The 25,967-nt window shown below is 48.9% G+C and carries 29 protein-coding genes; 2 read left to right on the top strand and 27 right to left on the bottom strand.

Annotation, left to right across the window (positions count from 1 at the left end):
• Positions 1 to 10 precede the first annotated feature (10 nt).
• The 10 genes from nth to panB all read right to left on the bottom strand — a co-directional run bounded on the left by nth (position 11) and on the right by panB (position 9,511).
• Positions 11 to 667 carry an endonuclease III gene (gene nth / locus B3M90_RS12465; RefSeq protein WP_214854393.1) on the bottom strand — a complete coding sequence of 219 codons (657 nt, stop codon included), beginning with the start codon at positions 665 to 667 and terminating at the stop codon, positions 11 to 13.
• A 4-nt stretch (positions 668 to 671) separates the two neighbouring features.
• Positions 672 to 1,250: a DnaD domain-containing protein gene (locus B3M90_RS12460; protein ID WP_023468616.1), complete on the bottom strand. Its 579-nt coding sequence runs from the start codon at positions 1,248 to 1,250 to the stop codon at positions 672 to 674.
• A gap of 77 nt (positions 1,251 to 1,327) precedes the next feature.
• The gene (gene asnS, locus B3M90_RS12455) at positions 1,328 to 2,617 is read right to left on the bottom strand and encodes an asparagine--tRNA ligase (protein ID WP_414655231.1); all 1,290 of its coding nucleotides are present in this window, start codon (positions 2,615 to 2,617) and stop codon (positions 1,328 to 1,330) included.
• 29 nt (positions 2,618 to 2,646) lie between these two features.
• Entirely contained in the window at positions 2,647 to 3,828 is a 1,182-nt protein-coding gene (locus tag B3M90_RS12450; RefSeq protein ID WP_290784301.1) for a pyridoxal phosphate-dependent aminotransferase, read from the bottom strand.
• A gap of 14 nt (positions 3,829 to 3,842) precedes the next feature.
• Positions 3,843 to 4,310, bottom strand: coding sequence for a hypothetical protein (locus B3M90_RS12445; protein ID WP_290759105.1), 468 nt, complete (start codon positions 4,308 to 4,310; stop codon positions 3,843 to 3,845).
• Positions 4,307 to 4,477 (bottom strand): YpmA family protein, encoded by a 171-nt coding sequence (locus B3M90_RS12440; protein WP_012370646.1) that lies wholly within the window; start codon positions 4,475 to 4,477, stop codon positions 4,307 to 4,309. Before B3M90_RS12440 ends, B3M90_RS12445 begins: the two co-directional genes overlap by 4 nt.
• A 62-nt stretch (positions 4,478 to 4,539) precedes the next feature.
• Positions 4,540 to 7,356 carry an ATP-dependent DNA helicase DinG gene (dinG, locus tag B3M90_RS12435; RefSeq protein WP_290784299.1) on the bottom strand — a complete coding sequence of 939 codons (2,817 nt, stop codon included), beginning with the start codon at positions 7,354 to 7,356 and terminating at the stop codon, positions 4,540 to 4,542.
• A gap of 102 nt (positions 7,357 to 7,458) precedes the next feature.
• Positions 7,459 to 7,842, bottom strand: coding sequence for an aspartate 1-decarboxylase (gene panD / locus B3M90_RS12430; RefSeq protein ID WP_029341994.1), 384 nt, complete (start codon positions 7,840 to 7,842; stop codon positions 7,459 to 7,461).
• 2 nt (positions 7,843 to 7,844) lie between these two features.
• On the bottom strand, positions 7,845 to 8,675 hold the full coding sequence (panC, locus tag B3M90_RS12425) for a pantoate--beta-alanine ligase (RefSeq protein WP_214854408.1): 831 nt from the start codon (positions 8,673 to 8,675) through the stop codon (positions 7,845 to 7,847).
• The gene (panB, locus tag B3M90_RS12420) at positions 8,672 to 9,511 is read right to left on the bottom strand and encodes a 3-methyl-2-oxobutanoate hydroxymethyltransferase (RefSeq protein WP_290784297.1); all 840 of its coding nucleotides are present in this window, start codon (positions 9,509 to 9,511) and stop codon (positions 8,672 to 8,674) included. Before panB ends, panC begins: the two co-directional genes overlap by 4 nt.
• A gap of 88 nt (positions 9,512 to 9,599) precedes the next feature.
• Here panB and B3M90_RS12415 point away from each other — a divergent pair, with 88 nt between their 5' ends.
• The gene (locus tag B3M90_RS12415; protein ID WP_256429275.1) at positions 9,600 to 9,722 is read left to right on the top strand and encodes a hypothetical protein; all 123 of its coding nucleotides are present in this window, start codon (positions 9,600 to 9,602) and stop codon (positions 9,720 to 9,722) included.
• Between the two features lie 37 nt (positions 9,723 to 9,759).
• Here B3M90_RS12415 and B3M90_RS12410 read toward each other — a convergent pair whose 3' ends face one another.
• From B3M90_RS12410 to bshA, 3 genes are read right to left on the bottom strand one after another with little or no spacing between them, the layout of a single operon-like run.
• The gene (locus B3M90_RS12410; protein ID WP_214854414.1) at positions 9,760 to 10,731 is read right to left on the bottom strand and encodes a biotin--[acetyl-CoA-carboxylase] ligase; all 972 of its coding nucleotides are present in this window, start codon (positions 10,729 to 10,731) and stop codon (positions 9,760 to 9,762) included.
• Complete coding sequence (locus B3M90_RS12405; RefSeq protein WP_251137855.1) at positions 10,701 to 11,834, bottom strand: CCA tRNA nucleotidyltransferase; 1,134 nt, start codon at positions 11,832 to 11,834, stop codon at positions 10,701 to 10,703. The genes B3M90_RS12410 and B3M90_RS12405 overlap by 31 nt, the downstream gene beginning before the upstream one ends.
• Positions 11,821 to 12,963, bottom strand: a complete 1,143-nt coding sequence (gene bshA, locus B3M90_RS12400; RefSeq protein ID WP_214854417.1) for an N-acetyl-alpha-D-glucosaminyl L-malate synthase BshA — start codon at positions 12,961 to 12,963, stop codon at positions 11,821 to 11,823. Before bshA ends, B3M90_RS12405 begins: the two co-directional genes overlap by 14 nt.
• Before the next feature lie 170 nt (positions 12,964 to 13,133).
• On the opposite strand from bshA, the gene B3M90_RS12395 reads away from it, so the two are divergent.
• Positions 13,134 to 14,021, top strand: coding sequence for a YitT family protein (locus B3M90_RS12395; RefSeq protein ID WP_035396836.1), 888 nt, complete (start codon positions 13,134 to 13,136; stop codon positions 14,019 to 14,021).
• 43 nt (positions 14,022 to 14,064) lie between these two features.
• On the opposite strand, the gene B3M90_RS12390 is transcribed toward B3M90_RS12395, so the two are convergent.
• From B3M90_RS12390 to B3M90_RS12325, 14 genes are all read right to left on the bottom strand, one after another.
• On the bottom strand, positions 14,065 to 14,745 hold the full coding sequence (locus tag B3M90_RS12390; RefSeq protein ID WP_214854420.1) for a zinc metallopeptidase: 681 nt from the start codon (positions 14,743 to 14,745) through the stop codon (positions 14,065 to 14,067).
• 44 nt (positions 14,746 to 14,789) lie between these two features.
• A complete protein-coding gene (locus B3M90_RS12385) occupies positions 14,790 to 15,401 on the bottom strand; it encodes a DUF1405 domain-containing protein (RefSeq protein ID WP_290784295.1) in 612 nt (203 codons plus the stop codon).
• 45 nt (positions 15,402 to 15,446) lie between these two features.
• Positions 15,447 to 16,238 carry a menaquinol-cytochrome c reductase cytochrome b/c subunit gene (locus B3M90_RS12380; protein WP_035407183.1) on the bottom strand — a complete coding sequence of 264 codons (792 nt, stop codon included), beginning with the start codon at positions 16,236 to 16,238 and terminating at the stop codon, positions 15,447 to 15,449.
• Positions 16,239 to 16,278: 40 nt separating this feature from the next.
• The gene (gene qcrB, locus B3M90_RS12375; protein ID WP_214854423.1) at positions 16,279 to 16,950 is read right to left on the bottom strand and encodes a menaquinol-cytochrome c reductase cytochrome b subunit; all 672 of its coding nucleotides are present in this window, start codon (positions 16,948 to 16,950) and stop codon (positions 16,279 to 16,281) included.
• A 3-nt stretch (positions 16,951 to 16,953) separates the two neighbouring features.
• A complete protein-coding gene (locus B3M90_RS12370; RefSeq protein WP_035396830.1) occupies positions 16,954 to 17,460 on the bottom strand; it encodes a ubiquinol-cytochrome c reductase iron-sulfur subunit in 507 nt (168 codons plus the stop codon).
• 104 nt (positions 17,461 to 17,564) lie between these two features.
• Positions 17,565 to 18,005 carry a DUF2487 family protein gene (locus B3M90_RS12365; RefSeq protein WP_035407181.1) on the bottom strand — a complete coding sequence of 147 codons (441 nt, stop codon included), beginning with the start codon at positions 18,003 to 18,005 and terminating at the stop codon, positions 17,565 to 17,567.
• Positions 18,006 to 18,188: 183 nt separating this feature from the next.
• Positions 18,189 to 18,719: a ReoY family proteolytic degradation factor gene (locus B3M90_RS12360; protein WP_035407179.1), complete on the bottom strand. Its 531-nt coding sequence runs from the start codon at positions 18,717 to 18,719 to the stop codon at positions 18,189 to 18,191.
• A gap of 28 nt (positions 18,720 to 18,747) precedes the next feature.
• Positions 18,748 to 20,034: a tetratricopeptide repeat protein gene (locus B3M90_RS12355; RefSeq protein ID WP_231496842.1), complete on the bottom strand. Its 1,287-nt coding sequence runs from the start codon at positions 20,032 to 20,034 to the stop codon at positions 18,748 to 18,750.
• Between the two features lie 11 nt (positions 20,035 to 20,045).
• Positions 20,046 to 21,302: a 3-phosphoshikimate 1-carboxyvinyltransferase gene (aroA, locus tag B3M90_RS12350; protein ID WP_214854426.1), complete on the bottom strand. Its 1,257-nt coding sequence runs from the start codon at positions 21,300 to 21,302 to the stop codon at positions 20,046 to 20,048.
• Positions 21,293 to 22,354: a 3-dehydroquinate synthase gene (gene aroB / locus B3M90_RS12345; RefSeq protein ID WP_214854429.1), complete on the bottom strand. Its 1,062-nt coding sequence runs from the start codon at positions 22,352 to 22,354 to the stop codon at positions 21,293 to 21,295. The genes aroA and aroB overlap by 10 nt, the downstream gene beginning before the upstream one ends.
• A complete protein-coding gene (gene aroC / locus B3M90_RS12340; protein WP_290759139.1) occupies positions 22,351 to 23,505 on the bottom strand; it encodes a chorismate synthase in 1,155 nt (384 codons plus the stop codon). Before aroC ends, aroB begins: the two co-directional genes overlap by 4 nt.
• Positions 23,506 to 23,524: 19 nt before the next feature.
• Positions 23,525 to 24,301: a CheR family methyltransferase gene (locus B3M90_RS12335; protein WP_290784358.1), complete on the bottom strand. Its 777-nt coding sequence runs from the start codon at positions 24,299 to 24,301 to the stop codon at positions 23,525 to 23,527.
• Between the two features lie 192 nt (positions 24,302 to 24,493).
• Positions 24,494 to 24,910, bottom strand: a complete 417-nt coding sequence (ndk, locus tag B3M90_RS12330) for a nucleoside-diphosphate kinase (protein ID WP_214854435.1) — start codon at positions 24,908 to 24,910, stop codon at positions 24,494 to 24,496.
• A gap of 93 nt (positions 24,911 to 25,003) precedes the next feature.
• Entirely contained in the window at positions 25,004 to 25,966 is a 963-nt protein-coding gene (locus B3M90_RS12325) for a polyprenyl synthetase family protein (protein ID WP_035407163.1), read from the bottom strand.
• Between the last annotated feature and the right edge of the window lies 1 nt (position 25,967).

Raw genomic sequence — 25,967 nt, 5'->3', positions numbered from 1 at the left:
ATCCACTTTTTTATGGTGTCGCTAATCCTTTTGTCCGCTTTTTACCTTCTCGACACATGTCGAGTAACGGGCAAGCTTCACAGTTCGGACGTTGTGCCTTACAGTGATAACGTCCAAAGAAGATGAATTGATGATGGAGTTTTGACCAACGTTCTCGTTTGAAACGGCGCATGAGTGTCGCTTCAACCTGTGTGACATTATCCTTCCACCGACAGATTCCGAGACGTTTCGAGACGCGCTCGACATGTGTATCAACCGCAAATGCCGGGACATCGAAGGCGACAGACAAGACGACATTTGCCGTTTTACGCCCGACACCAGGTAATGCTTCAAGTTCGGCTCGTTCCGTCGGGACTTCACCGTCGTGTTGCGCAAGGAGTTGTGCTGCCAGTGCCTTGATGTTTTTGGCTTTATTCCGGTATAATCCAAGTCGTTTGATCTTGTCCTCGATTTCCTCGACCGGTGCCGCAGCAAGTGAAGCAGGATCCGGATAAGCAGCAAATAATCCAGGTGTCACCTGATTGACGAGTACGTCGGTCGCTTGCGCACTCAGTGCGACCGCAACGACCAGTTCAAACGGATTGCGGTGAATCAACTCGCAAAATGCATCCGGAAACATCTCTTCTAACGTCGCTTCAATCCGATCGATTTCTGCTTTCCGTAACATCTACTCAGCCTCCTCGCCCGGCAAGATCCTCAAGTGTCTTGATGCCTTCGCGTTCCCATGTTCGTAAAATTTGATTGATATAAGTCATCTTGCGAACGTTATGATAGACCGCTTCTCGAAGTGCAGCGAGCACGAGCTCTTCCGAAATATTTTCGATCGTCAACCACTGAATGATTTGCTCCATCTGAAATGGGGACATCATGCCCAGTTCCCGTTCGAACTGTTGGAAGACAGACGGGTTGATTGTATCAAAGTTTGGTGCTTCCTGTTCCGGTGGTGCCATCAGTTTTTCGTAAAGTGGCACAAGCGAATAACGTTCTGATCCGTTAACATTCTCCATCGCTAGTAATCCTTTTTGCAATAGACCGAGAGTCGTCTCGATCGTTTCCGTCTCTGATAATCCAAGTCGATTACTTAACTCTTCCGGAGACGGCATCTCCATGCCTTCTGCCCGACAGGCAAACAGTTGACCAATTAACGTGAACTCGACAAAACTGATACCTAATCGTTTTGCTTCGGTGAACAATCGTTTCGGTAAGACGACCGTCCCTTCCTCGAATAATTGCACTAAATTATGATTCATCGTATTTCCTCGATTCTCTAGTCTAAACAAGAAATCGACCCGTCGAGACGATGGGTCGATGTTTTTCCTTACTCTGCTTAAGGATAGAGACGGTTCAGCAGACGTGGGAACGGAATCGTTTCCCGAACGTGCTCGACGCCTGTAATCCAAGCAACTGTCCGCTCTAAACCAAGACCGAAGCCACTGTGTGGAACAGAACCGTATTGACGTGTTTCAAGATACCATTTATAGGCACCCGTCTCATCAAGACCATGTTTCTTCATCTCCGCGAGAAGTTTGTCATGATCTTCTTCACGTTGTGAACCACCGACGATTTCCCCGTATCCTTCAGGGGCAATCAAATCATCACATAAAACGAAATCTGGGTTTTCCGGATCTTCTTTCATGTAGAACGGTTTGATCGCTTTTGGCCAGTGCGTGATGAAGACAGGGCGCGCAAAGCTGTTGGCGATCGCTGTCTCGTGTGGTGCACCAAAGTCATCGCCGAATTCGATATCGTCGAATCCTTGCTCCTTGAGCATGTCGATTGCTTCTGTATACTTGACGCGTGGGAACGGTGCGTTAATGTTTTCAAGGACCGTCAAGTCACGTCCAAGCAATTCGAGTTCAGCACGGCAATTTTTGAGTGCCGATTGCACGAGGTGCGAGACGTAGTTTTCTTGGACTTCGAGGTTCATCTCGTGATCGTGGAACGCCATCTCCGGCTCCATCATCCAGAATTCGATCAAGTGACGACGTGTTTTTGATTTTTCAGCACGGAACGTCGGACCGAACGAGAAGACCTTTCCAAGTGCCATCGCTGCCGCTTCCATATAAAGCTGGCCAGATTGTGAAAGATAAGCATCTTCATCGAAATATTTCGTGTGGAACAATTCTGTCGTTCCTTCTGGCGCACTACCTGTTAAGATTGGCGGATCCACTTTGATGAATCCTTCTTGGTTGAAGAATTCGTACGTCGCACGAATCAATTCATTCCGAACGACCATGACCGCATGCTGACGCTTTGAACGTAACCAGAGGTGACGGTTATCCATCAAGAAATCCGTTCCGTGTGCTTTGGGTGTAATCGGATAATCGATCGCTTCATGGATGACTTCGATTTTTGAAATTTCCATTTCATGACCGATCGCTGTCCGACCGCCATCTGATTTGATGACACCTGTCACCCAAAGTGATGATTCCTGTGTTAAGCCTTTTGCTTGTTTAAATAAGTCTTCGCCGACCGTTTCTTTAACGACGACACCCTGCATGAATCCCGAGCCATCCCGAAGTTGGAGGAAGGCGATTTTACCACTCGAGCGTTTGTTTGCTAACCAACACCCAATCGTCACTTCTTCTCCTACATATTTATTTATATCCCGAATCATTGTTTTCAACAGTCAACATCCTCTCTCTATTAAACGGCTGTATGGGCCGTGATGAATCCTTCAATCCGGTTGAGTGCCTCTAAGACACGTGCCGGGTCCGTCGCATAAGATAGGCGGACATAGTCCGGTGCACCAAATCCTGAACCTGGAATCAAGGCAACCTTCGCTTCAGATAAAACAGCTGTACACCAGTCATCGACATTATCGAATCCACACATCTCAGCAGCTTGCTTTGCATGTGGGAACAAGTAGAATGCCCCTTCCGGCTTCAGACACGTTAATCCTTCAATCTCGATGAGTCGTGCATAGATTTTTTCAAGTCGTTCTTCAAAGATGACACGCATCGCTTCGACCGGTGCATCACCTTCAGCATACGCAGCAACCGATGCTGCTTGCGCAATCGATGTCGGATTCGACGTTGAATGGCTCGCTAAGTTCGTCATCGCAGCGATGATCTCCTTCGGTCCGATTGCATACCCGATCCGCCAGCCTGTCATCGCATGGGACTTCGAGACACCATTGATGATGACCGTCCGTTCGCGCATTTCTGGTAAGGACGCGATCGAGATATGTGTCGCACCGTTATAGAGCAACTTTTCATAAATCTCGTCACTGATGACGAGTAGATCGTGCTTGATTGCAACATCTGCTACCATCTCGAGCTCTTCTTTCGAATAGACCATTCCTGTCGGATTCGATGGTGAGTTCAAGACGAGTGCTTTCGTTTTTGGGGTAATATGTTGCTCGAGCAATTCCCGTGTCACTTTGAAGCGAGACGATTCGTCCGTCTCGAGAATGACCGGTACGCCGTCACTGAGTTTAATTTGCTCTGGATAACTGACCCAGTATGGTGCTGGGACGATGACTTCATCTCCTGGGTCGAGAATCGCTTGGAACAATGTCGAGAGTGCATGCTTTGCTCCTGAAGCGACCATGACTTCTGAGCGTTCGTATGGCATCCATAAGTCACGGCGTGTCTTTTCAATGATTGCATCCTTCAAGGCAACCGTTCCGCCAGACGGCGTATACTTCGTATCGCCCGCTTCTGCTGCCTCGAATGCTGCTTGAATGATGAATTCCGGTGTATTGAAGTCGGGCTCTCCCGCACCTAAACCGATGATGTCTTGACCTTCTTCACGTAGTGCCTTAGCTTTCGCAGTGATGGCTAGAGTCGTAGATGGTGTCAATTGTCGTACGCGTTTCGATAACATGTCGCCCACTCCCTTTACTTGATTCGTAATCGTTTGATGAAAGAACCTTCTTGGTACGTATAATACGAATAATCATAGCCTGTCTTCGTCTTTGAAACGATTTCGATGACAGCCCGGTCCTCAAAACCGTACTTAGCAGACACGATATCTCCGAGTTCCGGATGATCCGCGATAACGGTCTTGATGGCAAAACCATCGGCAACCGGTCGTGTCTCAATCGCTCCTTTTTTCGGAACGAACGCCCGTACCGCCTGTCCACTCTGCTTCATCGTAAAAACGACATATTGGCGTTTCCCGTTAAAGATAGATTCGAACCGGACGTCCGTTGGCTTGAGTTCTTTTTTCAGACGTGCCTCTGCTTGCTCGGCGACGCTCTGTTCCCGGTCTTTTGCCTCAGCGATCGTCACCTGATAAACGGCTGTTCCAAGAACAGCCAAGATGATGAGTGCGCTCAGCAGACCAAGCGTGACTTTCCACTTCATGTGCGGTAGATGGTGAAGACCATCTGCTCCTTATCTTTTTCATCGAGAGCAAGACCGAACATTAAATCTTCCGTTTTCAGCGTCCGGTTCAATAAGTCGACGATTTTATACGTATCGTCATGGCGATTCACTTTGACGGTCGCAAGTGTTTCAATTTTTGAATCCATCTGTATGTCCTCCCTCATTTTTCTCTATCTATTATAATGCGATAGGGTTTATCTGAATAGACTCAATCGCCATCATTCAAGAACAATTCTAGTTCTGCCGTCAGTTCGTCGAGTGGTTTTGATAAAACAGGCACTTTCGGCAGACTCGTGACAAATCGTTTTCCATAACGCGTCGTCTCGATCCGGCGATCGAGCACGAAGACGACGCCACGATCGTTCGTCGTCCGGATCAAGCGACCAAACCCTTGTTTAAAGCGAATGATTGCTTGCGGTAGGCTGTATTCGAAAAATGATGATTTTCCGAGTTTTTCAATCCGTTCCGAGCGTGCTTGGACGATTGGTTGATCCGGTGGCGCGAATGGTAGGCGGACGATGACGAGACAACTGAGATCATCTCCCGGGATATCGACCCCTTCCCAAAAACTAGCCGTCCCGAACAAGATACAGGCATCGAGTTGCTTGAACTGTTTCATCAGTCGTTGCCGTGAACCTTGCGTGACCCCTTGCGAGAGTAATGTAAACCGGTCTGGCAGCAACGGCTTCGTCGCCTCATGCGTCAGTCGTAGCAAGTCGTTCGAGGTAAATAAGACAAGCATCCGTCCCTCCGTCACCTCTGCGATTTGTAAGATGGCTTCCGCAATCGTCTCCGCGAATTCCGGCAGTGGCACATCCTGTAGAAGCGGAAGGTCCGTCGGAATCATCAGTCGAACGTTTTCGGCATATCCGAACGGTGACGGAACGACGAAACGACGTGTCTCGAACGCATCGAGCCCTAAACGGTTCTCAATGAACTGGAACTTGTTCGAGACAGTCAACGTCGCCGACGTCAGGATACACGTCCGTTTCGAAAAGACCTCGCGACGCAGTCGCTCTGAAATGTCGATTGGTTGTGTGTAGACGCGTGTTAGCTTCCGGTTCTTAACGGACGTCTCGATCCAAGATACCGTGTCATCGTGCGGAGCAAGCATCGTCTCGAAGATCGCGAGCTCTGCTTCTTCGATTTGTGCCGTGATCGCTTTTAAATCCGCGACGAGCGAACGCTCCCGATAACTCATTTGCTCCCGATGTTCATGGAACAGTTTATGAATCGCACGAATTGCTTGACGCAAACGCCGCAACACCAACTCAACCCGCTTGGCACTCTCTTGGACGGCACGCATCGAACGATCGAGTCGCTTAAAGCGAATGCTGACCATTCCTTCCCGTCGTGCTTTACGGGAAGCCAGTTCGAGCCCATATGCTTGAACGATCATCAGTAGGCCGTCTGCTTCTTCGAGCAACGTCGTCAGTGCTTCATCGACCGTCTCACTATGGGCTTCAACCATCTCGGCGATATCCCATTCTTCCGACAGATCAAGCAAACGGTGCAATAATTTTTTGTCAGATGAATACCCGAGTTGGCGGAACAGACGATCAAACGTATGACCATCAAAAACGAGACCAAAATGATGGCTCGCGACTTCTTCGATTTGGTGTGCCTCGTCGAGAATCAACGGGCTTCCTTTCGGTAAGACCCCTGCTTCGAACTGCAGATCACTAAACAACAACGCATGGTTCGTGACGATAATCGTCGCATCTTTCGCTTGGCGAATTGCATGCTGGAAGAAGTCCCGACTGTACCAGGGATCAAACCGTCCAAGCTGCGATTGACTATCGGATTGAATCAATTGCTTGATTCCGATATTGCCTTGCGCTGCACCACCCGGTAAGCTGACTTCCTCTAAATCTCCTGTTTCCGTCTCCGTCAACCAGACGAGAAGAATCGCTTTTGCGAGCGTGAAGTTATAGACATCCTCTTGATCATTCAAGAAAAACTCGAATTTCCGTAAATCGATATAGTTACTTCGTCCTTTAAGCAATGCAATCTGGACCGGCGTATCGAACAATTGACGCAGTAGCGGTAAATCACGCGCGAACAGTTGCTCCTGTAATTGAATCGTGTGTGTACTGACGACAATTGGCACTTCATGTTCGAGCGCGTAGTGCGCTGCCGGGACTAAGTAACCGAGCGATTTCCCGGTTCCCGTTCCCGCTTCGACAAGTAACGGCGTTTCTTGATCGAGCGATTGATAGACATGACGCATCATCTCGAGCTGCCCACGTCGCTCTTCATATCCTTCGAATAGACGAGGGAACGTCACGGCATTCAATTCATCAACGAATGGTCCGAACGGTTCAAGAACGGGTGGATGTGCCAACCGCTCCATCGTCTGGCGCTTTTTCAAAGCGATTTTACGGAAACGATCAAACTGTGAATCCTCCTCGATGCCGACTAAACGAATCGCATGGTCGATTTCCTCTTCGATGGCACTGAACAGGCGTGGTGATAAACGTCTTAAGTGCTTCAATGTCTCAAGCGGCAACGTATGTAGTCGTTTGAGTAGTTCAAGCAACAATTCAGCCGTCGCCGAAGCGTCACTCCCTGCCCGGTGCGCCTCTTGATGGGCAAGTTGTAATGACTCTGACAGATGCGACAGCGCGTGGCTTTCTGCTGTCGGAAGTAAGATTCGTGCGAGTTCGACCGTATCGATGACAGGACCTGTGTACGGCAAGTATCCTTCCTCTTCTAACGCATCGTTTAAGAAGTTTAAATCGAACTGCACATTATGTGCGACGAAGACACCACCATCGAGCAATGATAAGACACGTGGTGCAATGACATCGAATGTCTCGGCCTCTTTGACATCCTCATCCGTGATGCCCGTCAACTGGGAAATGAACGGAGGAATCGGTTGGGTCGGACGCACGAAGGCAGACAATTGTTCTGTCAACTGTCCATCTTCAATGACCGCCATGCCGATCTCAATCATTTCATCGCCAGCCTTTATGGAATGACCTGTCGTTTCCAGGTCGACTACGACGTACTTTTTCTTCAACACTGATCCTCCACCTTTTATCCATCCTCTCCATGACCGGATGGCATTTCATTCTTCATCTTAACAAAAAAAGAGACCCGCTGACATGATCGGGTCTCTAAAATTTCATAAGATCGTGTGGGCGATTTCTTGAGACAACATTTGTTTGATGTCGTTCTGTTCATTTAGAACAGCCACTTTTGGAACATGTGTCGCGATTTCTTCCGTGGATAGTTGCGCGTACGCCATGATGATGACCTCATCTCCGACTTGGAAATGGCGAGCTGCCGCACCGTTCAAACAGATGACACCTGAACCACGAGCACCTTTAATCGCATACGTTTCAATCCGTGCACCGTTCTGATTGTTCGTCACTTGGACTTTTTCATTTTCAAGAATCCCGACAGCATCGAGTAAATCTTCATCGATCGTAATCGAACCAACATAGTGTAAGTTTGCCTCGGTGACCCGGGCCTTGTGTAGTTTAGCGTGCATGAATGTGCGTAACATCGTCATGCTCCTCTCGTATATAGTAAATTATCGATCAAGCGTGCCGATGCAAACTGCACGGCGACAGCTAAGAGAATCGTCGTCGTTTGTTCCGTAACGGGTCTTAGTGAGGGATAGTCGACGGCTTCGACGTAATCGATCGTCGTCCCTTCGAATTGAAGTGCTTCGCGCGTCCGATCGAGAACCGTTTCAACAGGCACCCCTTGATCGAGTGCTTGTTTCGCTTGTTGCAACGCCTGCTGGATGCCCGGTGCTTGCGTCCGCTCTGTTTCCGATAGATAGACATTGCGTGACGATTTCGCTAGACCATCCGCTTCGCGAATGATCGGACAACGGACGATCTCAACCGGAACAAAATAATCAGCGACATACGCTTCAATCAATGCGAGCTGTTGTGCATCCTTTAAACCGAAATATGCACGGGTTGGACGGACGACGTTCAATAGTTTGCTGACGACCGTCAACACACCATCAAAATGTCCTGGTCGTGATGCGCCGCATAAGACATCATCACCGGAGCGGACCGTAACACGGGCCATATCCAGCGGATACATCGTCTCGTTCGTCGGATAGAACAGATAATCGACCCCTTCTGCCTCCGCGATCTTCTGATCGCGTTCCGCGTCTCGTGGATAACGATCCAAATCTTCGTTTGGTCCGAATTGTGTCGGGTTGACGAAAATACTCAAGACGACGACATCGTTCTCTTGTCGTGCTTGTTTGAGCAAGGAGGCATGCCCTTCATGCAAGAATCCCATCGTCGGTACAAAACCGATTGAACCGGCTCCCGCTAAACGTTCGCGTAACGTCTGGACGTCCTGGATGATTTTCATTCTTTGGTCCCTCCATAAAGCGCACCAATCAGTTCTTCGTCCATCTGGAACGAGTGTGCTAGTTCAGGGAAAGCACCGGCTTTGACGTCTTTGACGTAAGCAGCGATTGCTTCCGTTCCTGAAGTATTCCAGTCCGTGTACGCTTTAACGAACTTCGGTAAACGACCGACACCATACGTCAAGACGTCATGATAAACAAGTACTTGACCGGCGACGTCTGCGCCAGCACCGATGCCGATGACCGGAATCGAGAGGAGCTCTTGAATGCGTTTCGCGAGCGGATGCGGTACACATTCGAGGACGAGCATCTTCGCTCCGGCACGCTCTGCTTCCAAACTGTCTGCAATCAGTTGTTCGGCTGCTTCTAGTGATTTCCCCTGGACTTTAAATCCTTCAAGGACACCGACGGATTGTGGTGTTAATCCGAGATGCGCGACACAAGGCATCCCAGCGTCCGTCAAACGACGAATCGTTTTTAAAATCTCCCCTGCCCCTTCCAGTTTCAAGGCATCTGCCTGCGATTCTTGGAAGATACGCGCTGCTGATTCAAGCGTGCGATCAAATGAACCGTGATAGCTTGCGAACGGCATATCGACGATCATGAACGTCTGTGGTGCGCCGCGGCGTACCGCGCGCGCATGATGAACCATGTCGTCGACCGTGACAGCAATCGTTGAGTCATAGCCGAGGATGACGTTCCCGAGGGAATCGCCGACGAGCAACATATCAACTCCTGCTGCCTCTGATAGTTTTGCTGAAGGATAATCATATGCCGTCAACATGACGAGCTTCTCTCCAGCTTGTTGTTTTTTGAGTAATGGACTCATTGTGTGCATCGTGTTCTCTCCTTACGTGTGTAGGGAGGACAAAAGGAAAACGCCTTCTTCTCCAAAATAAATGCATGCGGAAAAGAAGGCGGAATAATTGAATATCGTCCTTCTGTCCCTGTCCGTTAAGATCAAGGCAGTTGAAACAGCTAAAACTGGCACCTGTCAATTCGGTATGGTTCCGGCAAGCGGATACCATCCGTGGCTTTATTATACATGACGGGAAAAGCTCTCTGCAAACCGTCTGATTCAAACCCTCATTCTTTTTCCCAGTAAATCAGCTCTGCCGAATGGAAACGGGTCTCCCCCGTTTCCGTCTCAATCCGAATCGTGCCCGTCTCGTCAATACCAAGCAATGTTCCGGAAGCGGTCATCTGACGTGTCCGTAACGTCACTCGTTCATGTAAGCGATCTGCGAGTGTTTCCCACTCGGAGACGAAAGATCCGAACCCTAGCTCGAGCCACTGTGTGTATAGTCGTTCAAATCGATTCAAAAAAGTCGCGACGACCTCCGCACGTCGGAAAGTTCTTCCTGATTCTCGGACGAGCGAGGTAGCACGATCTTTGATCCCTTCCGGAAACTGCTCGTGATGCACATTGATCCCGATGCCAATGATGACTGAACTGATTCGGTCCGCCTCGGTCTGCATTTCCGTCAAAATGCCTGCCACCTTACGACCGTTGATCAAGATATCGTTCGGCCATTTAATCGTAACCGGAACATTGAATGTTTGGAGAGACTGGGCAAGTGCAATACCTGCTACGAGCGTTAATTGACCTGCTTGGTGCATCGGTACATCCGGTCGGACGAGTAGACTCATTGCGATGCCTTCATTTTTCGCTTCATGCCACGTTCTCCCTAGCTGTCCGCGTCCATTCGTCTGGTGATCGCATACGACGAGTGTTCCTTCCTGCGCTTGCTGTTGCGCTTGCTCATGTGCAATCCGCTGCGTCGTGTCCAGTTCTTCGAAATGAAGGATGTGGCGACCAAGACGCGCTGTCGTTAACCATTGTTCAATGGCAATCGGCGTCAGCAAATCGCCTTCATCGACTAATTGATAGCCTAGTTTTTTATTCGAGATGATCTGGTATCCTTCTTCCTTTAAGGTTTGCATATGTTTCCAAATGGCGGTACGTGAAATATTTAATGTCTCTGCTAATTCCTGTCCGGAGTACCACGTCCGCTGACGAAGTGCGATCAAGATTTGTTCTCGGACTGAGTGCGCCATCGCTCTACCTCCTTCAGTAATGTCACGCGGTCGTTTGGGCAAGCACGCGTGACGACACTGTATTCCAAATGCAAAAGTGCTTCCTTGATCTGTTGTTTTTGAAGACCGAGGCCAATCATGTCTTTTCCGTCGACAGAGAGCTCTTTACGACTGCGAATCGGTAAGTCTGATCGCTCTGGATAATCCGTTCCGGTCATTTCCTGAAGGATCATCAGTTCCTCGTCCGACAACTGATAACGATCCCAGTCTTGTAACGGTCGGTGTAACAGAGGTGTTAAACGCACAGCGAGCTGCACTTGATGTTTCGATCGTTTCCAGCGCGTCAATTGATCTTTCGCAAGACCGGCATCGAGTACGAGTGTCCAGACGGCATCTTTTGAGACACCCTGAAACGACTGCTGCGCTAGTCCTTTGACGATTTCTGAAGTCATACCGGGGAGGTAGCGTTCGATTCCTGTCCGGAGCATCGCCTGTAACGCCTGCTGTTTTCCAGGACCAAGTAAGAGTTTCTCGAACTCGATTGCGATCCGCTCAATCGCAACGGCCTCTAGATGCGGAGCGAGTTTAACGATTGCTCGTTCAGTTGCCTCGTCAAGCGAGAAATCCAGTTGGCTCATGAAGCGGAACGCCCGCATCATCCGAAGCGCATCTTCATTAAAACGTTCAGCTGGTTCGCCGACCGTCCGGATAATTCGCTCTTCGATGTCGCGCGCTCCGCCGAACAAATCCACACGTCCGGATGGTCTGAGTGCCATCGCGTTGATCGTAAAATCACGCCGGGTCAAATCCTCTTCCAAACTAACGCCAAGCGTCACCGCATCCGGTCGCCTACGATCGCTATACGTTGCTTCCGAGCGGAACGTCGTGATTTCGTACGGTATGTGGTTGAGAACGACCGTCACGGTTCCATGCTCGAGCCCAGTCGGAATGACGACAGGGAATAAGTCGATGATCTGTTCCGGTAACATCGAACTCGCTAAATCATAGTCTCCTGGTGTCCGGTCGAGTAACATGTCGCGAACGGCACCACCAACGATATAAGCCTCACCACCCGCTTGTTCGATCGTCTGAATGATATGATGCGCCCCTTCAAGCAAGTTCATGACGCGCACACACCCGTTCATAGACTTGTTCATAACGACGGACGATCTCATTCGAATCAAAACGACGACGAGTATCGCGAATACCCTCTTCTGCCATCCGTTCTCGTAACAACGGATCATCCGCAAGTTCACCGATGCGCGCCGCAGCGACCTTAACGTCGTAAGTCGGAACGATATATCCGGTGACGCCGTCCTGTATGACTTCCGGTAAGCCACCTGCTGTCGAGACGACACTCGGGACCCCAATTGCCATCGCCTCAAGGACGACGAGCCCGAACGCTTCTTTTTCTGACAACAGGACATGAATATCACTAATGGCGAGCAATTGCGCGACGTGTTCCTGTTTACCGGCAAAGATCACTTTGTCGTAAATGCCGAGTTCCTTTGCGCGACGTCTCGTTTGTCCCATCTCTGGACCATCCCCGACGAGCAACAGACGCATCTTCCGGTCTTTCGCTGCAATGGCGAACGCCGCAAGCGTATCATCGATTCGTTTGACCGGTCGGAAGTTCGAGATATGAATGACGACGACTTCGTCCGCTTCGATGCCGTAATGCCGCTTCAAGCGTTCATCCCGCATCGGATAATAGACACTCTCGTCAATCGAGTTCGCAATGACATCGATGTCGTAGTGTGCATTGAGCGTCGCATTCGTCTCAAGTGCTAGACTCTCGGATACGGCCGTGACCGCGTCTGATCGTTCGATGCCGTATCGAATAGCCGGTTGCATCTCTAAATCTTGCCCGATGACGGTGATGTCCGTTCCGTGTAACGTCGTCACGACGGCGACGCCTTTTTTCTTAGCCATGTTTCGTCCGAGATCTGCACAGACCGCGTGCGGAACGGCGTAATGGGCATGGATGACATCAAGATCGAATAAATCAATGATTTCTGCGACTTTTGATGCTAACGTAATGTCGTATGGTGGATATTTAAAAACGGAATACTGGTTGACTTCAACCAAGTGGACCGTGATGTTTGGTCGATATTCCGTCAGGCGAAACGGCATGCTCGACGTAATGAAGTGGACGTCATGTCCACGGTCCGCAAGTTTCATACCGAGCTCCGTCGCGACGACCCCACTCCCGCCGACGGATGGATAACAAAGAATCCCAATTGCTTTTTTCATGATAAAACCACACTCTCTTTATGTCTTCTATTCGTCTCTATTCTAAGCAATATCAATCGGAATGACCATACTGATCACTTTTCGAATGATTTTCATAGGAAAAGCTAGTCTTTTTCCGACCGTGCCGTTACCCTAGAGAAAGAGTCTTGATTTGAAAGGAGCATACGGAAATGGCACCTCCATTCCAATTCCCGATTCGGATCCAGAACATCCTCTGGATTTTAGTCGGATCGTTCATCTTTGCTTTTGGTATTTATCATTTTAACGTTCAAAATGAGTTAGCAGAAGGCGGTTTCACCGGAATCACGCTGATTCTAAAAGGTCTGTTCGGATTATCACCATCGATCACGAACTTAGTATTGAATGTCCCACTTTTTTTCGTCAGTTATAAAATTCTTGGTCGGACGACCTTCGTCTACACGTTGATCGGTACATTCAGTTTTTCCTTCTGGTATGGATTGATTGCCAAATATTCACCACTCGTCATCGACCTGCGTGACGATATGGTGCTTGCTGCGCTCTTTGCCGGTGTATTCATCGGCGTTGGTCTTGGTATCATCTTCAACAATGGTGGTACGACTGGTGGTGTCGATATCATCGCGCGTTTGACGAAACGCTACTTCGGTTGGTCGATCGGTCGAACATTCTTGATCTTCGATTTCTTTGTCATCGTCGCATCCTTGACGTATCTCGACTACAAGCAAGCGATGTATACGTTACTTGCCGTCTACGTCGGTGCCCGCGTCATCGATTGGATGCAAGAGGGCACGTATGCCGGTAAAGCAGCGATGATCATCAGTGATCACCGGACGGAGATTGCCGACGGTATTCATGCGACGATGAATCGTGGCACGACCCGCCTAATCGCAAAAGGCGGTTACTCTGGACGGGATCTCGAAGTATTGTACGTCGTCGTCGCTCGCAATGAAATCAATCGCTTGAAGACGCTCGTTAAAAGTGTCGACCAGCACGCCTTCATCACGTTGCATGATGTCTATGAAGTAACGGGAGAAGGATTCACGTTCGACGAAAATCGAGTCCCAATCAAAGAAACGTAAAAAAAACACGGATCGCTCAAACGAGCAATCCGTGTTTTTCATTTTAGTCATCACTTGACGGGTTGAAGACGAGCAGTGCGAGACGAAGAAACTCGGCGACGGCGACAAGTGTTGCTGCGACGTACGTCCAAGCGGCTGCGTTCAAGACACGGCGTGAACCACGTTCTTCTTCCGCGTCGATGATTCCGTGATCTGTCAATTGCGCCATTGCTCGGTTCGAAGCATCGAACTCGACCGGTAACGTGACGAGTTGGAAGATGACCGCTCCAAGCATCAGCACGACACCTAGCATCGCAAGACCAGTGAACCCAGCGAATAGACCAATCAACAACAGAGGGAACGATAAGTTCGACGTGATTGAGGCGACAGGTGCAATGCGGTGCCGGACACGCATCATGTTATAATCCGTCGCATCTTGGATGACGTGACCAATTTCGTGTGCCGCAATCGAAACGGCTGAGACCGTCGAACCGTAATAGACGTCTTCTGAAAGCCGGACGACTTTATTTGTCGGATCATAATGATCGGACATCGTTCCACCAATCGGCTCGAGCCGGACGTTCGTAATCCCGTTCTGCTTCATGATGAAGTCAGCGACCTGTGCTCCTGTCACCCCACTCTGAATCGGAACATCTTGATATTTTTTATAGGTGCTCCGCACCCGCATCTGAGCCCAAATCGGGACGATCATGATGATCGCGAGATAAATCAAATAGTTTGCCACGAGACATCGTTCCTTTCTTTTTTGTTTATAGGTCTATTTTATGTTCAAGCGACCTTATTGTCAATTGAATCGCGTGCGACAAACAGATATCCCATCAAAAGACATAATCCAGTCAACCAGAAAGAACCGTATCCGATCCATTTGATGTGCTCTGCAAGCGCCGGGTACCGGGGCCATTGCCCAAGGACATAATCGACGACATCGTTATGAACGACCCAAATCGCAACGAGAACAAGTTCCTTGATGCGAAATGTCATCAAAGGACTGAATAACAACGCCTGAAACGCCATCGCTCCGTGCGACACCATCAGCATCAGTGCCATCGTTGTTAAGTAGGCGTTTGATGTGCCGAGTTCGTTCAACATCAAGGCATTCATGACGACCGCCCAGACACCATATTTGATCAATGTCACGAATGCGAGCGCTTCAAACAAGCGGGAACGTCGTCCGAAAATCCATAGAAAAACGATGATCGTAAAGAACAGCGATGCGGTTGGGCTATCCGGAATGAACGGATAGAAGTACCACTTCGATGTCGCGAGTTGTGGTTCATACCAGTAGTAGCCGTATAGGGTGCCTGCTAAGTTGATCAATCCGACGATCCAAAGCACGGCTTTATGACGGAGTAAAGTAAGTATTCCTTGCAATCGTTTCACCTCATCATCGACAAAAGCCGGAGGATTGCTCCCCCGGCTTTTGGCTTATTTATTGTTTTCGCCGCCTTCACCGTATGAAGCGATGAATTTCGCAAGTTCTTTATGATCGGCATCTGAGCCTTTGAACTGACCAGCCGGCATCGAACCGACACCTTTGACTGCGATATCATAAATCTCTTTTTCAGTCTTTTTCGTTCCGACGAGCGCTGGAGCTGCTGCTCCACCTTCGAGGTTCTTACCATGACAGTTGACACATGACTGGTTCGAATAAATTTCGTATCCTTTTGCCGATGTATCAATTTTTGGTCCTTCGTTCATCGTCAACTCACCTTGCTTGTGGATGGTATCCCAGTGTGTCGTTTGAACAGATTCCCATGTCAAGAAGACGATCGAGACGACTGCGAGGAGCATCATGCTGACGGCGACTGGCCGTTTCGCAGGACGGCGTTCAAGACCTTGGTCGAGCCATGGCGCGACGAGAAGTGCTGTGAACGCAAGACCTGGAAGGATGACTGTTCCCATCAAGATGTATGGACCTGCAGCGAATTGGTATTTCAAGAGCTGATAGAGGAATAGGAAGTACCAGTCCGGAAGTGGAATGTACGACGTATTCGTCGGATCGGCAATGTTTTGAAGTGGTGCTGCTTCTACGATTGTCAGAGTCATGAAGCCGATCAAGAAGACCGCTCCAACCATCCATTCGCGAAGTAAGAAGTTCGGCCAGAACGCTTCCGTTCGACCTGGATATTCCGAATAGTCTTTTGACTTGTTCGGCATCCGGTTATTGATCGACACCCGTGAATCGGTGACGAATTTCATTCCTTTACCACGATGCATCGTGTTCTCCCCCTTTTTTGTTGTCTAGATGATAGTCGGTTTAAAGTGGTCCAGAGATCCCTTGTTTACGGATCATCAAGAAGTGGGCCCCGAGCAAGACGAACAATGCTGCAGGAAGGAAGAAGACGTGAATCGCAAAGAATCGAGCGATTGTACTTGCGCCGACGATTTCTCCACCCGCAAGGAGGGTCTTCGCGATACCACCGATGACCGGGATACTTTCAGCAATCTGAATCGTAACTTTTGTCGCGAACAACGCTTTCATGTCCCAAGGCAATAGGTATCCTGTCAGACCGAGAGCTAAGACGACGAAGAACAAGAGAACTCCGACGACCCAGTTCAATTCACGTGGTTTTTTGTATGAACCAGTGAAGAAGACACGTAATGTATGTAGGAACAACATTACGATAACGACAGACGCACCCCAGTGGTGCATACCACGAACGATTTGTCCGTGTGCGACTTCGTTTTGTAGATAGTAGACGGACGCGTGTGCGTTGATGATGTCCGGTACATAATACATCGTCAAGAACATCCCCGAAAGAATCTGGATGACGATCGTAAAGAACGTCAATCCGCCAAAACAATAAACGAAAGCTGAAAAGTTATGTGCCGGGTTGACGTGCTCCGGTACTTCATGATCGGCGATGTCTCGCCAGAGCGGCGTAATATCAACGCGCTCATCAATCCAATCATAGATTTTTTGCATCATCGCTTACGCACCTCTTTCGACTGGTTTACCAAGGTAGAGGTAACCATCTTTCTGTTGCATTTCATACTCATCGAGTGGTTTCGTTGGAGGCGTACCAGGTACGTTCGTGCCATCCTTCGTATACCGTCCGAAGTGACATGGGCAATAGAATTGCTCCGGGTGCGTTGGATCTGCGCCGAAGCTGACTTGGCAACCTAAGTGTTTACAAATCGGTGAAAGGGCCAAAATTTCTCCCTTATCATCTTTGAACACCCAAGCCGACAACGTTTCTTCGAACTCATACCACGCATCTTGCGTTTGTTTCTTGAAGTCGACCCGTTTTGGTTCTGTCGTGATATCCGACAACTTCATTACTTTTACTTTATCGCCTGCTCCTGATTTCTTCAGGACTGGATCAACTGCGAAGTTGACCATCGGCATGACCATTGTCGCAGCCATGAAACCGCCGACGCCTGTCAATGTATACGTCAAGAATTGACGACGTGTTACGTTAGACCCGTTTTGAGCCATCTCGATCCCCCCTTGTGATGTACGCTGTGCCCCAAGACGACAGTACTTCACACAAATTTCTCACATGGTAATAGTATCTTAATAAAATCATTGCGTCAACCGCTTCATAGCGCGGTCCAACGGTTTCCTAACTGTTCGAGAACTTGTCCAACAAAATTCCCGACCATCTGACCTTGTTGGTCACGACTCATCGTCTCAAGAGCTAGACGTGGCACGTAGATAATCTCTTCTGCGGCAGTCTCCTTCCACCTTAAATCAGCGGTGATGAAGGTGATGAAACGGAATTGCCCGGAAGCAGCCGCTTGACGCCATCCTTCCAACTGTTCGATCGACGGTACATCGATGTAGGTCATGGCAGGTAAGAGCAACGCCCGTCCAGATAGCTGGCGTTCGACTTCGGACGCCACCGTCAATGTCATGTCTGCGCATTCCGCATAAGCATGCATCGCCTCATCGAAACCGATCGGAAGCAAAGGCACGATTAGCGTGTCGATATACGCTTGCTCGCTTCGTGTCCGCTGTACGTCGGATGGTTTGAAACGCAAGTCATTTCCCCCTTTCTTTCTTACTTACAATTCGTCACATTTAATGTATCATATCCACATTTCCTCCTGCTCTCTTAATGTGAACGTTTTATGAAATTCCACCCTATTTTTCTTCATATTTTGCACAAATCTTCACATACGAAAAAGACTCTATCGCCTGTTATAAGCAATAGAGTTCTTTGATTAAGGGAGTTGATTTCGAACGAGACGTAACTGTTCGGAAAGGGAGTGGAATCGATGTTGATCGCGTGCATCAAGTGCTTCATCGATCAATCGGACCAACCGTTCTTCTTCTTGTCGATTGACCGTGACAGCGATGAAATGAGTCGCTTCATCTGCTAAACGCGGTTCAACAGCGACTTCCGGACGAAATGGATTTTCTTCCAGTAAAGACAAGTATTCATCGTCCATCATCATGCCTTGGAAGTTTAGCTCGATGTAGATATCTTCCGATGTCAAACGAATGTCATGATACGCTTTTTCTGGATCTAGCGTCGTGACGTCCCCTTTTTTAAAAAGAAACGGTTCCGCATCGAATCCATATGTCGTCATGATAATGGCTTTCGGAGCGAAAGTCGCATTTTGAACGAAGTGTACCTGCTCGAGTTTTGCCTCGTTACGCAACCAGTAATCGATGATCCATTTTGCTTCCCGTCGCTTTAACGTGTAATAGGTCAAGATGCGGCGTAAGAATCGCTGCTTTCTCTCTATCATCTCAATCCTACTCCCTTCTCCCGTGAAGTCATCCATCCATTCGTTCAACATAGTCGACGAGTTCGTTATCCTCTGGTGTCAACTGTGCAGCGCGTCGTAAGAGACGTTGTCCCTCTTCACGCCGTCCTTCCTCGACGAGTGCAAAACCATACTCTTTCAAGAAAAGCGCGTCTTCCGTGAATGCGCCTTCGACTATCGCATAGTTCTCCATCGCTTGCGTGTATTCCTCTAACGCATATAAAGCGCGCGCCCGGTACCATGTCAGAATTGGAGCCGTGACATGTTCTTCAATGGCTGAGATCGTCTCAATCATTGCTTCATGATCCTCATCTTCTGCCAGTAACGAAAGCAAACGTTCCGCTGCGACGATTGATTCCGGGTTTAAAGCGAGTGCTTCACGTAACGCTTGAACACTTCCTGCGCGATCGCCGAGTTTGAGAAGGAATAAGGCTTCCATCGTCCGTAACTCGTCATTATAATCATCGCGCTCCATCCCTTGCTTGATGACGTTCAGTGCTTCTTTCGTCAGCCCAAGTTCGGCTTGGCTTTCCGCGTACGGTACATACGCTGATGTATAATCCGGATCCTGCGCAATCAATTGTTGGAATGTCTCGACTGCTTTTTGGTGTTGACCGACACGGTGAGCCGTCATCGCAAGACCAAACAGCGTATGCAAGTCGGAACGTTCTGCGACAGCACGTTCATACAGTGGAATCGCATCCTCAAATTGTCCTGTCATCGCGAGTGATTCCGCGTACAGGGCATCGAGCGGCAATTCAGCACGTAACTCTGGACGCTCTGCGATTTCAGCGAATAGTGGTACCGCTTGATCAAACGCACCGAGCGTCATGTAGAGCTCGGCTAATCCGTATGCCAGTAATGGTTCTTCAGGAGCGAGATTACGTGCTTCCTTCAGCTTCGCTAATGCCACTTCGTCAAGACCTTGTGACTGATAGAGGTCAGCGAGTAATACGAGAGAACGGGGACCATATTCCATGTCCGTTGTGTCGACCTGCTCAAGGACAGAAATCGCTTCCTCTTCCCGGTCCAAATCGATATAACATTCTGCCAGTAACAAGGCGACTCCGGCGTTACCTGCGTATTCGACGTAAAGCGGTGCCAATAGATTAACTGCTCGGTCTGATAATCCAAGTTCGATATAGAGATCGGCAACCGCGAGGCGATCCTCATCCGTCCCTGTCTTTTCGAGTTGTTCTAGTGTCGCTAAGGCTTCCGAGGTATGGCCGTGTTCTAGTTCTTCGATGATGCCATTCAATACTTGTTCATTCAAGGCAAACGCCCCACTTTCTGTCATCCGCCTATTTCTTACTCAGATCGGTCGGATTGAAGTTTATTTAAATCATCATAGAACGTTGGGTAGCTGACTTCAACTACTTCGCGTCCATGCACTATAATTTCCGGGTTGATTGTCGCCGCGATCGTCAACATCATCGCGAGTCGGTGATCACCTGCACTGTCAACTTCCGCTGCTTGCAAAGGTGTCGGTCCTTCGATAATCATACCGTCATCCGTCGCCTCGATATTCGCCCCGAGACGCCGTAACGCCGTCACGACCGTCTCGATCCGGTCCGTCTCCTTGACACGGAGCTCTTCCGCATCGCGAATGATCGTTCGTCCCTCTGCTTGCGTCGCAAGCAATGCAAGTAACGGGATCTCATCGATCAAGGAAGGGATTTGTTCACCTTCGACCGTGGTCGCTTGCAACGATGTCGTCTCGACGGTCACATCTGCCGTCTCCTCTCCACCATCTTCTGAGCGATGATCGATTTCGACACTTGCCCCCATCTGGCGCAACGTCTGTAAAAAACCGATCCGTGTCGGATTCATCAAGACGTGCGTCGTCGTGATCCGACTATCCTGCCCGATCGCTGCTGCCGTCCACCAAAACGCTGCTGACGATGGATCCCCCGGGATGTCGAGTGACGTCGCTTGTAAATGTACAGGACCTTGAACACGAATATGTCGACCATCTTCGTAGTCATCGATCGATACGTCAACGCCAAACTGCGGCAGCATCCGTTCCGTATGGTCCCGTGATAGAATCGGCTCGATGACCGTCGTCTCGCCCGTCGCATGTAAACCTGCGAGTAAGACGGCACTTTTCACTTGCGCGCTTGCGACCGGTAACGTATACGTCGTTCCGACAAGTGGCGTTCCCGTAATGTGAAGCGGCGCCGTCTCACCTGTTATGTTCGCTCCGAACAAGGCAAGTGGTTCCGTGATCCGTTTCATCGGACGTCTGCGCAAGGAAGCATCTCCATCGAGTACATACGTTGCTTGACCGCCTGCTAGAATCCCACTTAAAAGACGGATCGTCGTTCCCGAGTTTCCGCAATCGATCGTTGCTTCATGAAACGTTTCCGTACCGGTGATGCGAATTTCTCCTGCTGTTCGCTCGACGTGTGCCCCAAGCGCTCGCATCGCTTCTAATGAAGCGAGACAGTCCGCTCCTTCGAGTGCATTTCTGACATGTGTCGTTCCTTTAGCGATCCCACCGAACAGAAAAGCACGGTGTGTCATTGATTTATCGCCCGGTACTTGTACTGTTCCTCTTAATCCCATTCTAAACACCTCATTGTTTGATTGAACGCTTGTTGCAATCGTTCTTCACTGAATGCCTCTAAGTCAAAACGTCCTTCTTTCTCAAGGACGAATCGGATCGTAGTTTGGTGATTCTTTTTGTCACGACGCATCAGTTCCAGATATGTCTCGAACGATTGTCGGTCCGGCAATCCGGTTCCGAGACGGTGGAGCAATCGTCCGAGTTGTTCCGCCTGTTCCTCATTTCCTTCCAAAAACTTGACGAAGACGAGTCCGATCCCTACTGCCTCGCCATGCGACAGACCCGGGCTCGCATATTCAACGGCATGCCCGAATGTATGCCCATAATTCAAGAAGGCACGCATCCCTTGCTCCGTCTCATCTTGTTCGACGATATCCCGTTTAACGTTAATCCCTCGTGCGAGCCAGTCTTCAAGATCAAGCTCTTTGATAGTATCCAACGAGACATCGAGTAACGTATCTGCAAACGATGGTCGTGCGAGGAATCCATGTTTGACCAATTCAAAGAAGCCGCTCCGCCATTCCCGATCTGGTAATGTCTGAAGAAGCGTTAAATCATACACGACACCGCTCGGTTGATAAAATGCCCCGACCAAGTTTTTTCCAAGCGATAAATTCACACCGACCTTTCCACCTACACTCGAATCATGTGCTAAGAGTGTCGTCGGAATTTGAATGAACGGAATGCCGCGCAAAAAAGTCGCTGCAACGAATCCCGCTAAATCACCTATCATGCCACCACCAAACGCAAGGATGATACTATGTCGTGTCATTCCATGACGTATTCCCTCTTCCAATAAAGAACCGTAGACCGCAAGCGATTTACTCTGCTCCCCAGCTGGCACAGTGCTGACATGAATGTTTGTTGATTGAGATATAGACCCTAATGCCTCTTGCAACGTGTGCAAGTGCAAGTCGCGAACTGTCTCATCCGTAATGATCCAGATGCGATCCGCCTCGTTCAGCGCCGAAAGATGCGACAAACGTGCTAATGCCCCATTTCCGACAAATACTGGATATGACGTTTTTAACCGGATATCAAGCTCGATCAAAACGTTCGAACCTCCTCTGTATAAGCGGCAACGGCAGCCTGAAGACGATCAATCGTTGATGTTCCGAACATTTCAAGGATAGCGACCGCAATCTCAAACGCAACGACGGCTTCTAAGACAACAGATGCGGCAGGAACGGCACAGGCATCACTTCGCTCGATTTGTGCCGTGAAGGCTTCCTTCGTCTCAATATCGACTGATTGCAGGGGACGATAGAGAGTCGGAATCGGCTTCATCGCTACTTGGACGCGGATCGGCATCCCTGTCGACATTCCGCCTTCGATTCCACCTAGATGGTTCGTCCGTCGATGATATCCAGCGTCATCATGAATGATTTCATCTTGGACGGTACTACCCTTGCGACGACCGAGTTCGTACCCGTCACCAAAACCGACGGATTTCATCGCATTGACGCTGATGACAGCTTGCGCGATTCGGCTGTCGAGCTTTAGATCGTTTTGGGTAAAGGATCCAATGCCTGGCATCATGCCCGTCACGACGACTTCGATCTCACCGCCGAGTGTATCGCCTTCTTTTTTGGCAGCATCAATTTCCTCCATCATTCGTTGACCTGCAAGTTCGTCGGCACAGCGAACAGGTGAAGCATCAATCGTTTCCTGATATTCCACAGGATCTTTCCAAGGAGCATCAATCCCACCGATTGATCGTACATGCGAGAACACTTCAATTCCGAGTTCATTCAGTAATTGTTTAGCGAAAGCACCGACGGCAACACGTGCTGCTGTCTCACGTGCTGAAGAACGTTCCAGCACATCGCGTAAATCACGATGACCGTACTTCAATCCGCCAACGAGATCCGCATGTCCGGGACGTGGACGCGTTAATGTCCGTGGGCGCTCCAACTCTTCTTCGAGCGGTTCCGCCTGCATGACTTGTGTCCAGTGCGTATGATCCTTATTCTCGATGAACAAACTGATCGGTGATCCCGTCGTATATCCGTGGCGAATCCCACCACGTGCATCAATCTGATCTTGTTCGATTTGCATCCGTCGACCTCGTCCATATCCCCCTTGACGACGCGTCATTTCACGCTGAATGGCTTCGAAATCAATCGTGAGTCCTGCCGGCATCCCGTCAATGATGACGGTCAATCCTTTTCCGTGTGATTCTCCTGCTGTCATATAACGCATTCGCTTCATCCCTTCCTGTTCAACCGATTTTTTCGTAAAAGAAGCTTTGTTTCATCTTTAATCCAAATCGTTCTGGTTGGAAAATTTGTTCCGTTCCTCCAACGAACAGAATACCGCCTGGTTTTAATGCCTCGACGAACGAACGATAGACATGTGCTTTCGCTTCTTCCGTAAAATAAATCAGTACATTACGGCAGATGATTAAATCAAAACCGGTATCGTACCGGTCGCCTAACAAATTATGTTTACTGAAACGAACAAGTCGTTTGATTTCTGGAACAACTTCGAATGTCTGCTCCTGCTCGATGAAATATTGCTTTTTCCGCGCTTCTACGACCTCATTCAATGCGGAAGCTCCGTATCGACCAAGCTTCGCTTTTTCAAGGACAAGCTCATCCAAATCCGTTGCTTGAATCGTAAAAGCCGACGAATCGAGTCGTTCACTTAAGATCATCGCTAGGGAATACGGTTCCTCTCCCGTCGAACAGGCAGCACTCCACGTTCGAATTCGTCCATGTGCACGTGATTCCAAGACCGGTAAGATGTCTTGCTCCAATTGTTGCCAACGTATCGGATTACGGAAGAATTCACTGACATTAATCGTCATCCGATCTAGAAATTCTTCGTATAACGAGGTACTTTTGTCCATTGCCTGCATATAGGATGCAAACGTATTGTACCCTTTTTTGTCACGTAACGCCGTCAACCGTCGTTTCATCTGTGCTTCTTTATACTGACCGAGATCAATCCCTGATTTGATCTTGAATCTTTGAATGAAAAGTTCGTAATCTTCCAAATGGCACACCTCGCTCACTCTCGATATCAAATGGTCATCTCTTTGACCGGTTCAACTTATTTTCTATAGTAGCATAAAGCTATAGGCATTCCAAAAAGCAATTAACCAATCCGGTCAGTCCGTTTTACAAGAATACGACAAAAGGGATTCGATTGAATCGAATCCCTCCCCGCTTGTCCTACTATTCATGTATTAGACATTAACTGGCTGTCCTTGAAACCAAAGACCCAGCTCACGCTCCGCACTTTCGATACTGTCTGAACCATGAATGACGTTCTCACTCATCGTGTTCGCAAAATCACCACGGATCGTTCCAGGTGCTGCTTCAAGTGGTTTTGTTTTTCCGATCATCAAACGAGAAACGGCAACGACGTCTGCCCCTTCAACACGCAGAGCGACGACAGGACCTGACGTCAGGAAAGTGACCAACTCTCCAAAGAATGGTTTCTCCGCATGTTCCTCGTAGTGTGCTTTTGCGAGTTCTTCTGTAACGTTCATCATTTTCATTTCACGAATGATGAATCCTTTGCGTTCGATCCGTCCGATGATTTCCCCAATCAATCCACGTTTTACGCCATCCGGTTTGACCATTAAAAATGTCTGTTCCATCTCTAGTTCCCCCTATGAAATGCTTTTAGAAAAGCGCTTACATAGTCAGTTTACTGGCTTTTTAGAAGAACAGCAAGAAATTTTTGACAATCTTTATCCTTTTCGTTTACCAACGTAGCGCGCCACTTCTTCGAGCGATCGTTTAGCGGAAGATTTAGGTAAGGGTTCGAGCCGGTTGATGGCACGACGAATGTAAAGATCGACCGTTCGTTGTGTTCGTTCGAGGGCACCTGAAGTTTGAAGAAATGCTAGCAATGGTGCAACTTCTTCATGGGTAGGCATCGTCTCGATTTTCGAAAGACTTTCGTAAAAGGCAGCATCTTCCGCTCCATAAAAGACGGGTAACGTCTTATGTCCATGACGTAGATCCTCTGCCACTGGCTTACCAAGTTGCGTTCGATTCGCTGTGAAGTCAAGCAAATCATCAGCAATCTGAAAAGCGAGTCCGATATCTCGTCCAAACAGTCGTAACGCTTTCGTATCGGCCGCTGAACAATTCGCAACGATTGCACCTAGATGGCAACTTGCTTCAATGAGAATGGCTGTTTTTCGTTCAATTCGTTTGATATAACGTTTAATCGACTGTTCCCAATCATATTGATCATAGATCTGTTCAATCTCACCCTCGCAAATTTCACGCATCGTATGGACCATGACTTGGACCAGCTCTGGTTTTCCGACTTCTCCAATCAACCGAATCGCTTCCCCAAACAAATAATTGCCTGAATAAAGCGCCACTTCTTCATCGAAGTATTGCATAACGGTCGGTTTTCCTCGTCGTAGTTCAGCGTCATCAATGACATCATCGTGTACAAGCGATGCCATATGGACGAGCTCAAGACTTGCTGCTACACGGATCAGTTCATCGCGATCTGCCTCACCGAATTTAGAGGCTAACAATACGAACGCTGGTCGAATCCGTTTTCCACCAGCTTTCAGCAGTTGTTTTCCTGCTGCATCAATCGTTGGTTCCTCCGAAGCGATATGACTGATCAGAAAACGATCGACTAAATTAACTTCCTTCGTGACATCACGGTAGATGGAATGCAGTGACATC

It is taken from the genome of Exiguobacterium sp. UBA6309, assembly GCF_002439205.1.
Classification (GTDB): Bacteria; Bacillota; Bacilli; order Exiguobacteriales; family Exiguobacteriaceae; genus Exiguobacterium_A.
Note: the sequence above shows the minus strand (reverse complement) of the source record. Positions and strands in the feature narration are given on the sequence as shown.

Coding starts and splice junctions, on each gene's coding strand:
- nth (WP_214854393.1), bottom strand. CDS start 667: ATGTTACGGAAAGCAGAAATCGATCGGATTGAAGCGACGTTAGAAGAG.
- B3M90_RS12460 (WP_023468616.1), bottom strand. CDS start 1,250: ATGAATCATAATTTAGTGCAATTATTCGAGGAAGGGACGGTCGTCTTA.
- asnS (WP_414655231.1), bottom strand. CDS start 2,617: ATGATTCGGGATATAAATAAATATGTAGGAGAAGAAGTGACGATTGGG.
- B3M90_RS12450 (WP_290784301.1), bottom strand. CDS start 3,828: ATGTTATCGAAACGCGTACGACAATTGACACCATCTACGACTCTAGCC.
- B3M90_RS12445 (WP_290759105.1), bottom strand. CDS start 4,310: ATGAAGTGGAAAGTCACGCTTGGTCTGCTGAGCGCACTCATCATCTTG.
- B3M90_RS12440 (WP_012370646.1), bottom strand. CDS start 4,477: ATGGATTCAAAAATTGAAACACTTGCGACCGTCAAAGTGAATCGCCAT.
- panD (WP_029341994.1), bottom strand. CDS start 7,842: ATGTTACGCACATTCATGCACGCTAAACTACACAAGGCCCGGGTCACC.
- panC (WP_214854408.1), bottom strand. CDS start 8,675: ATGAAAATCATCCAGGACGTCCAGACGTTACGCGAACGTTTAGCGGGA.
- panB (WP_290784297.1), bottom strand. CDS start 9,511: ATGCACACAATGAGTCCATTACTCAAAAAACAACAAGCTGGAGAGAAG.
- B3M90_RS12410 (WP_214854414.1), bottom strand. CDS start 10,731: ATGGCGCACTCAGTCCGAGAACAAATCTTGATCGCACTTCGTCAGCGG.
- B3M90_RS12405 (WP_251137855.1), bottom strand. CDS start 11,834: ATGAACTTGCTTGAAGGGGCGCATCATATCATTCAGACGATCGAACAA.
- bshA (WP_214854417.1), bottom strand. CDS start 12,963: ATGAAAAAAGCAATTGGGATTCTTTGTTATCCATCCGTCGGCGGGAGT.
- B3M90_RS12395 (WP_035396836.1), top strand. CDS start 13,134: ATGGCACCTCCATTCCAATTCCCGATTCGGATCCAGAACATCCTCTGG.
- B3M90_RS12380 (WP_035407183.1), bottom strand. CDS start 16,238: ATGCATCGTGGTAAAGGAATGAAATTCGTCACCGATTCACGGGTGTCG.
- qcrB (WP_214854423.1), bottom strand. CDS start 16,950: ATGATGCAAAAAATCTATGATTGGATTGATGAGCGCGTTGATATTACG.
- B3M90_RS12370 (WP_035396830.1), bottom strand. CDS start 17,460: ATGGCTCAAAACGGGTCTAACGTAACACGTCGTCAATTCTTGACGTAT.
- B3M90_RS12360 (WP_035407179.1), bottom strand. CDS start 18,719: ATGATAGAGAGAAAGCAGCGATTCTTACGCCGCATCTTGACCTATTAC.
- B3M90_RS12355 (WP_231496842.1), bottom strand. CDS start 20,034: ATGACAGAAAGTGGGGCGTTTGCCTTGAATGAACAAGTATTGAATGGC.
- aroA (WP_214854426.1), bottom strand. CDS start 21,302: ATGGGATTAAGAGGAACAGTACAAGTACCGGGCGATAAATCAATGACA.
- aroC (WP_290759139.1), bottom strand. CDS start 23,505: ATGCGTTATATGACAGCAGGAGAATCACACGGAAAAGGATTGACCGTC.
- ndk (WP_214854435.1), bottom strand. CDS start 24,910: ATGGAACAGACATTTTTAATGGTCAAACCGGATGGCGTAAAACGTGGA.
- B3M90_RS12325 (WP_035407163.1), bottom strand. CDS start 25,966: ATGTCACTGCATTCCATCTACCGTGATGTCACGAAGGAAGTTAATTTA.